Below are 7,923 nucleotides of genomic sequence, written 5' to 3'. Positions count from 1 at the left end.
CAGAACATTCCTTCAAACGGGTTCCAGCTGGCGCGTCCTTCCACCTTCTCCAGGTAGTAGCTGTAGTTGGTGCTGGAGGCGACCAGCAGGTTCATGGCGATGAACAGCATGCGCCCGACGACATCCGGCAGGAACATGGTGACGATGGCCAGCGCGATGTTGATGCCGATCACCACCAGTGCCTTGCGCCACATGCCGAGAATCAGCAGGTAGATGGCACCGAAGAACAACGCGAAGAAGTTCAGGTTGATCTTCAGGCGGTCACCAAAGGACAGTGCCTTCCAGGCCTGCTTGAAGCCGGGGTTCTTGGGGGCGCCGTGCTGGCGGAAGAAGTTGAAGCGGAACTGCCACTTCGGGCTGAACTGGGACAGGTCAGTGGTATTCATTGGGAAACATCCCTGTGAGAAAACGTTTTCATGATAGGACAAGTCCTATTCAGGATCCAAGCGCTAGCGTCAAGAATGTGACGCCTGCCTTGTTCGCGCGCCTGCGGCCAAGCGCCGCGCCGTCACCCGCCCGCCTTGTTTTTAGGATAGGGTGCGCAGTTCCGCTGCCGCACCGGCTGAACCCGTGCGGCGGCGGGATGTCCATGGAGGTTGCATGACCACACCTGCTACACCGGAAAACGCACCGGGACCGGTGCTCCTGCCGACACCTGAAGTGGTGCAGGCACAACAACTGCTCGCACGCCAGCAACTGGCGGTGGCGATGGACCGTGCGCGCACGGCCGCCACGCGGGATGCGGCACCGGCCGCGCTGGAAAGCGAGTAACCCGCAACACCGTCGATCGCGCTGGCATGTCGCCAGCGCGATCACGGCGCGTGCCGCCGGTCAGAACCGCGCGGTCATGCTCAGGAAGTAGCTGCGCCCGGCGACGAAGTAGTCGGTGGAGCCTTCCGCATACAGCTTCTTGTCGGCCAGGTTGCTGACGCCACCGCGCAGGGTCAGCACTTCGTTGACGTTCCATGCCGCGGTCAGGTCATACAGCGTATAGGCCTTGAGGAAGGTCGTGGCGGTGCCGGTCTGCCTGCCGGTGTACTGCGCCGACAGGCTGCCGGAAAACACCGTGCTGGGCGCCCAGTCCAGCGACGAATAGCCGGAGAACTCCGGCGTATCGATCAGGTTGCGGCCGGTGGTCAGGTTCCTGGCTTCCTTCATCCAGGTCGCCGAGGTGCGCCAGCGCCACTGCTCGCCGAAGCGGACGTTGAGGTTGCCTTCCATGCCGCGGGTGCGCGCGCGCTGTACGTTGTTCATGCGCGTCCACCAGATGCCGTTGAACCGGCCCAGCGGTGCGTACTCGATCTTGTTCCGGAAGTCGGTGTGGAAATAGGTCACGCCGACATCGATCAGGTCATTGTCGAAGCTGATGCCGATCTCGCGGTTGGTGCTGGTCTCCGGATCCAGGTCCGGGTTGCCGGCCATGTAGCACCCGCCACGGGTGTAGCCCAGCGGAATCAGCGAGGTGCAGCCGCGGCCCCCGGACTGGGTAGCGGCACTGGCCGAGTTCTCGGTCAGGCTGGGCGCACGGAAGCCCTTGGAGACGCCACCGCGGATCGTCCACTGTTCGGCAGGGTGCCAGACCAGGTACGCACGCGGGCTGACGTGGCCGCCGAACTGCTCGTGATGGTCCAGGCGCGCGCCCACGGTCAGGGCCAGGGTGCGGTGCAGTTTCAGCTCGTCCTCGGCAAACAGCGCCCAGGTGTCCACGTCCAGAGTGGAGCCGCTGACCGCGTTGCCGGCATAGTCGATCGGCGCGCGGCCGATGGTGTCGGTGTTGGTCAGCTCCTGCCGCTTCCATTGGCCGCCTACGGCGAACTGGTGTTCAACGCCGAGGGTGAACGGCGTGGTCAGGCTGCCCTCGATGATCGTATCGGTGGCTTCGGAACGGCCGGCAGCACCGATGCCGTTCCTGTACTCGGTCCAGTACGCACTGATCTTCGAATTGCCGAAGCGCCACTTGCCATCGTGGTTGAGCGCCAGCGAGCTGCGCTTGAGCTCACTGGCACCCCAGGCACCTTCGTCCTGCTTTTCCAGCGACGCATCGATGAAGGCCTGCTGCACGCCGTGCCCGGCTTCCAGCGACAGTTCCTGTGCGTCGCTCAGCTTCCACTGCAGCAACGCATCGACATTGCGGTCCTTTTCGCCCGCGTAGGCATTGCCGGAGACACCGCCGTTGGAGCGGTCCGAATCGCGGCGCATGCTGTTGGCACCGATGCGCAGGCCGAAGCGTTCGCCCAGCGGCCCGGAGAACGTGGCGCCGATCTGCTGGGTATCGCCGCGCTTGCCGTCAGCCGGGCGGGTGTAGCTGTGGGTGGCGCTGCCGTTCCATTCGTCGCCGATGCGCCGGGTGATGATGTTGATCACCCCGCCCATCGCATCGGAGCCATACAGCGACGACATCGGCCCGCGCACCACTTCGATGCGCTCGATCTGGTCCGGCGAGATCCAGTTCAGGTCCTGGCGGCCGAGGTCGGGGCGATAGTTGGTCGAGGCCGAGCTGCCCATGCGCTTGCCGTCCACCAGCACCAGCGTGTAGTTGGACGGCATGCCACGCAGCTTGATCTTGGACTGCTCGCCGACGGCGCTGAGGCCGCCGGTCACGCCCGGTACGCGGCTGAGCAGGGCGGCCAGGTCCGGTACTGGCTGGCGCTCGATGTCCTCACGACTGATCACGCTGATGCTGGCCGGGGCATCCTTGATCCACTGCTGGCTGCCTGAAGCCGTGACCACCACGGTATCAAGGTCCTTGGTGGAGGCATCGGCGGCGGCCTCTGCGGCGGCCAGGCCGGGCAGGGCCAGCAGGCAGGCGGCGGCCAGGCCGGGCAGCGCCAGCAGGCAGGCGGTGGCCAGGCGGGTGCGCGGCAGGCGCGCGGAACGGGAACGGGACGACAGGGACATGACGGCTTCCATGAGAGGTGGGGTGACCCGGTGGAAGCAGCAGGCGCAGGCAGACAGCAGGCAGCCCCCCCCTTCCGTGGGTCGTCGGGTGCGCGGTCAGGACCGGCGCAGCTGGGTGGGTCGCGGCCGTGCGGAAGACGGTGACCTGCCTGGTTCATTAAATGATAACCGTTCGCGTTTGTTACGATCCAGTACCGGGGGCGATGCAGTGACATCTGGCCATGCCCTGGCGTGATCGCCTGCTATTTGCTGAATGGGGACAAATCCCGGTGTAGACCTTCGCACCCGGCTTACATTCTGGGCCCTAGACTGGGCCGCATTTTCGATTCCGCCCCGTTGGAGATCGTGTGGGTTCCGGTAGTGACAGACATCGACTGTGCGGCGTGAGGCCGACACAGCCAGGACAAGTGCGGGCGCCGGGAAAGCGCGCCGGGAACCTTGGTGCATGCAGCCCGGCCGGGATGGCCGGCCGTGCCGACGGCGCGGAGTAAGCGACGATGGGGGTGCAGACCATCCATGCGGAAGCAGGAACGCCGCGGCTCGATGCCGGCTGGGCGCTGCTGCCCGCTGAATCGCCGTTGCCGATGCCCGAACAGACCCTGCGCGAAGGCGCACTGAAGGTCCGGCGGCATCGCACCTCGCCGCGCCTGATCGGCCTGCGCCGGCTGTACCTGTTTGGTGGCACGCTCGGCATGACCGCCGTGGCTACGCGGATGATGTGGCGGGTGCTGTCGGCCAATGGCATCAGCGTGCTCGAAGCCTGCCTGCTGGTGCTGTTCGTCGGCCTGTTTGCCTGGATCGCGCTCTCCTTTGCCAGCGCCCTGGCCGGCTTCCTGACCGCTGTGTTCGACCGGGGCTATCGGCTCGGCATCGACCCGGACAAGCCGTTGCCGGCCGTGCACAGCCGTACTGCGCTGTTGATGCCGACCTACAACGAAGACCCGCGCCGCCTGCTGGCGGGCCTGCAGGCGATCTACGAGTCGGTGGCGGCCACCGGCCAGCTCGACCGCTTCGACTTCTTCGTGCTCAGCGACACCCGCCGCGAGGACATCGCCGCTGCCGAGGAACAGGTGTTCGCCGAGCTGCGCGAGCGTGTGCCGGAGGGGCAGACCCGCCTGTTCTATCGTCGCCGTGGTGACAACAGCGGGCGCAAGGCCGGCAACATCGCCGACTGGGTCCGCCGCTTCGGCGGTGCCTACCCGCAGATGCTGATCCTTGACGCCGACAGCCTGATGACCGGCGACAGCATCGTGCGCCTGGTGGCCGGCATGGAACACAACGCCGACGTCGGACTGATCCAGACCCTGCCGTCGGTGATCGGCGGCCGCACGCTGTTCGCGCGCATGCAGCAGTTCGGTGGCCGCGTGTACGGGCCGGTGATCGCCCGCGGCGTGGCCTGGTGGCACGGCGCCGAGAGCAACTACTGGGGCCACAACGCCATCATCCGTACCCGTGCCTTCGCCGACCACGCCGGCCTGCCGGCGCTGCCGGGGCGCAAGCCGTTCGGCGGCCACGTGCTCAGCCACGATTTCGTCGAAGCGGCGCTGATGCGTCGTGGCGGCTGGGCCGCGCACATGGTGCCCTACCTCGGTGGCAGTTACGAGGAAGGCCCGCCGACGCTGACCGACCTGCTGGTGCGCGACCGCCGCTGGTGCCAGGGCAACCTGCAGCACGGCAAGGTGGTCGGCAGCCGCGGGCTGCACTGGATCAGCCGCACGCACATGCTGATCGGCATCGGCCACTATTTCACCGCACCGATGTGGGCGATGCTGATGCTGATCGGCATCGCCATCCCGCTGTTCCAGGAAGGCATCGATTTCAACGCCCTGCTGCACCTGTCGCCCAGCGTGTACTGGCGCGCACAGGATGAAGAGCAGGTGGTGCGCCTGTTCGCCGCCACCATGGCGGTGCTGCTGCTGCCCAAGGTGCTCGGCTACCTGGCAATGCTGCTGGACCCGGTCGACCGCCGCGGTTGTGGCGGTCCGATCCGTGCCTTCGTATCGATGCTGGTGGAAACCGTGCTCGCCGCGCTGATGGCGCCGGTGGTGATGTACGTGCAGTCACGCGGCGTGGCCGAAGTGTTGTCCGGGCGCGATTCCGGCTGGGACGCGCAGCAGCGTGACGACGGCGGCATCTCGTGGATGGCGTTGATCCGTGGCTACGGTGGCCTGGGTGTGTTCGGCGCCTTCATGGGCGTGCTGGCCTGGGCGGTATCGCCGTCGCTGGCGGCCTGGATGGCGCCGGTGGTGATCGGCATGGTTCTGGCCGTTCCGGTGGTGGCGCTGACCTCCTCGCGCGGCCCCGGTGCTTTCCTGCATCGCCTCGGCCTGCTCGATATCCCCGAAGAGAACATCCCGCCACCGGTGCTGGTACGCGCCGCGCAGCTGCGGCGGGAAGCGGCCGAGCAACCGCCGCTGTACTGATTGCCCCGCGCCAGCGGCATAATGCGGCTCGAACTTGAAGGAGCCGCATCATGCTGCAAACGGTGGAACAGGAAACCGGCGCCTCGCCGCAGTGGTCGGTGATCTGGTTGCACGGCCTCGGCGCCGACGGCCATGATTTCGCGCCGATCGTGCCGGAACTGGTGCGGCCGCACTGGCCGGCGCTGCGCTTCGTGTTCCCGCACGCACCCGTGCGGCCGATCACGATCAACAACGGCGTGCCGATGCGCGGCTGGTACGACATCGTGGGCATGGACTTCCGTTCGCGCGCCGACATGGCCGGCGTGCAGGAATCGGTGGTGCAGCTGGACGCACTGATCGCGCGCGAGATCGAGCGCGGCATCGCGCCGGAGAAGATCTTCCTGGCAGGCTTCTCGCAGGGTGGGGCGATCATCCTGACGGCCGCGCTCTCGCGTACCGCGCCGCTGGCCGGCCTGATCGCGCTGTCCACCTATCTGCCTGAAGCCGACAGCGCCACGCGTGTTGACGGCGCGGTGCAGGTGCCGGTGTTCATGGCCCATGGCAGTGGCGACCCGGTGATCCCGCAGGCCGTCGCAGCGCACAGCGCGCAGGCGCTGCGTACGCTGGGCCTGGATGTGGCGTGGCACAGTTACCCGATGGCCCACCAGGTCTGTGCCGAGGAGATCCAGGCACTGGGTGACTGGCTGCAGGAACGCCTGGGCGCCGCCTGAGCCATGTCGCCGGCCAGCACACCGCCATGGATGCCGGAACTGTGCCGCCTGCCACGGCTGGCGGCGATGCTCGGCCTGGCCGAGCTGGTGGTGGTGGTACTGGCGCTGGCGCCGGACGGCAGCCGTCACTGGACCTTCGGCGAACTGCTGTCGGCCAGCGGATTCGCGCTGTGGCTGGCGCTGGCGGTGACCGCCAGCCTGTGCCTGCTGCGGCAGACCCTGTCGCGGCTGCCGCCGGTGCTGGGCGCCATTGCGGCGACCGTGCTGGCAACCCTGATCGCGGTGGTCTGCGCTGGCATCGTGCACGCGCTGTACGCGGTGCTGGGCGACAGCTTCGCCAGCGGCATCAGCTTCTGGCGTTTCACCCTCGGCAGCGCGGCAACCACGGCGCTGATCGCCGCGCTGGCGCTGCGCTACTTCTACGTAAGCGATCGCTGGGCCGCGCAGGTGCAGGCCAACGCGCGCGCGCAGGCCGACGCGCTGCAGGCGCGTATCCGCCCGCATTTCCTGTTCAACAGCATGAACCTGATCGCCAGCCTGCTGCATCGTGACCCGGCAGTCGCCGAGCGCGCGGTGCTGGACCTGTCCGATCTGTTCCGTGCCGCGCTGGGGGCGGGCGAGGGCGATTCCACCCTTCGCGACGAATGCGAGCTGGCCGAGCGCTACCTGTCGATCGAATCGCTGCGCCTGGGTGAACGCCTGCAGGTGCGTTGGCAGCGCGACGAGCCGCTGCCATGGGACCTGCCCTTGCCAAGGCTGGTACTGCAGCCGCTGGTGGAAAATGCCGTGCTGCATGGCATCTCGCGCCTGCCCGACGGCGGCACCATCGAACTGCAGCTGGCGCGCGAGGGCAATGAACTGCAGATCCGCGTACGCAACCCGGCACCCGATCCGCAGGCGCCGGGGCTGGCGCTGGCACGCGGCGCCGGCCATGCCCAGCACAGCATCGGCCATCGGCTGGCCTGGCGCTTCGGCAGCACCGCGCGGATGACGGCTGGCTGGAGCGAGGGCTACTATGCCTGCCAGGTGACAGTGCCGATCCAGTGAGGGAACGATCGTGAGGGTAGTCATCGCCGACGACGAACCGCTGGCGCGCGAGCGCCTGCGCAGCCTGTTGGCGGCACAGGACGGCGTGGACGTGGTGGCCGAGGCCGGCAACGGTGAGCAGGCCCTGCACGCGTGCGCGGAGCTGCAGCCGGACCTGGTCCTGCTGGATATCGCGATGCCCGGGCTGGATGGCCTGGAAGCGGCCCGCCACCTGGCCAGCTTCGAACCTCGGCCAGCGGTGGTGTTCTGCACCGCCTACGATGCGCATGCGCTGTCGGCGTTCGAGGCCGCAGCGATCGACTACCTGATGAAGCCAGTGCGTGCCGAACGGTTGGCGGCGGCGATCGCACGTGCGCGCACGTTCCTGGCCGGCCGCGATGGCCGGCCGCAGGAGCACAGCGGGCAGCAGGCACGCAGCGTGCTGTGCGCACGCCTGCGCGGCAGCCTGCGCCTGATTCCGCTGGACGATATCCACTACCTGCAGGCCGAGGAGAAGTACGTGGTGGTGCACCACGCACGCGGCGAGGACCTGATCGAGGAATCGCTGAAGTCGCTGGAAGAAGAGTTCGCCAGCCGTTTCATCCGCATCCATCGCAACTGCCTGGTGGCACGCCACGAGCTGGTGGAGCTGCGTCGAGGCTCGGGCGGGCAGGTGCAGGCGGTATTGCGGCATGGCAAGCAGCCGCTGGAAGTCAGCCGCCGGTGCGTGGCGACGCTGAAGCAGGAACTGCGGCATCTGTGAGTGGTCCCGCGCGGCCTGCGGCCGCGACTGCTTACGAGCAACGTCTGGAGCAACGGCAACTGCAACTGCAACGGCGGTTGGTCGGCGCGTTGGTGCTACGTAC

7 protein-coding genes are annotated in these 7,923 nt (G+C 67.5%); 5 read left to right on the top strand and 2 right to left on the bottom strand.

The window, feature by feature from the left end; all coding sequences use genetic code 11:
- Positions 1 to 386: DUF2628 domain-containing protein (locus N5E02_RS19245; RefSeq protein ID WP_005419554.1), on the bottom strand; the 386-nt coding region annotated here is incomplete at its 3' end.
- A gap of 214 nt (positions 387 to 600) precedes the next feature.
- On the opposite strand from N5E02_RS19245, the gene N5E02_RS19240 reads away from it, so the two are divergent.
- A complete protein-coding gene (locus N5E02_RS19240) occupies positions 601 to 771 on the top strand; it encodes a hypothetical protein (RefSeq protein WP_005419553.1) in 171 nt (56 codons plus the stop codon).
- Positions 772 to 831: 60 nt separating this feature from the next.
- On the opposite strand, the gene N5E02_RS19235 is transcribed toward N5E02_RS19240, so the two are convergent.
- Positions 832 to 2,898: a TonB-dependent receptor gene (locus N5E02_RS19235; RefSeq protein WP_065196876.1), complete on the bottom strand. Its 2,067-nt coding sequence runs from the start codon at positions 2,896 to 2,898 to the stop codon at positions 832 to 834.
- A 497-nt stretch (positions 2,899 to 3,395) separates the two neighbouring features.
- Here N5E02_RS19235 and mdoH point away from each other — a divergent pair, with 497 nt between their 5' ends.
- From mdoH to N5E02_RS19215, 4 genes are read left to right on the top strand one after another with little or no spacing between them, the layout of a single operon-like run.
- Positions 3,396 to 5,321 carry a glucans biosynthesis glucosyltransferase MdoH gene (gene mdoH, locus N5E02_RS19230; RefSeq protein WP_005419550.1) on the top strand — a complete coding sequence of 642 codons (1,926 nt, stop codon included), beginning with the start codon at positions 3,396 to 3,398 and terminating at the stop codon, positions 5,319 to 5,321.
- A 50-nt stretch (positions 5,322 to 5,371) separates the two neighbouring features.
- Complete coding sequence (locus tag N5E02_RS19225; RefSeq protein ID WP_005419549.1) at positions 5,372 to 6,031, top strand: alpha/beta hydrolase; 660 nt, start codon at positions 5,372 to 5,374, stop codon at positions 6,029 to 6,031.
- Between the two features lie 3 nt (positions 6,032 to 6,034).
- Positions 6,035 to 7,078 carry a sensor histidine kinase gene (locus tag N5E02_RS19220; protein ID WP_005419547.1) on the top strand — a complete coding sequence of 348 codons (1,044 nt, stop codon included), beginning with the start codon at positions 6,035 to 6,037 and terminating at the stop codon, positions 7,076 to 7,078.
- 10 nt (positions 7,079 to 7,088) lie between these two features.
- On the top strand, positions 7,089 to 7,820 hold the full coding sequence (locus tag N5E02_RS19215; RefSeq protein ID WP_053497027.1) for a LytTR family DNA-binding domain-containing protein: 732 nt from the start codon (positions 7,089 to 7,091) through the stop codon (positions 7,818 to 7,820).
- Positions 7,821 to 7,923 lie beyond the last annotated feature (103 nt).

This window comes from Stenotrophomonas sp. GD03777, from assembly GCF_029842485.1.
GTDB lineage: Bacteria > Pseudomonadota > Gammaproteobacteria > Xanthomonadales > Xanthomonadaceae > Stenotrophomonas > Stenotrophomonas sepilia.
The sequence above is the reverse complement of the archived record's forward strand: the minus strand, read 5'-3'. Positions and strand labels throughout refer to the sequence as shown.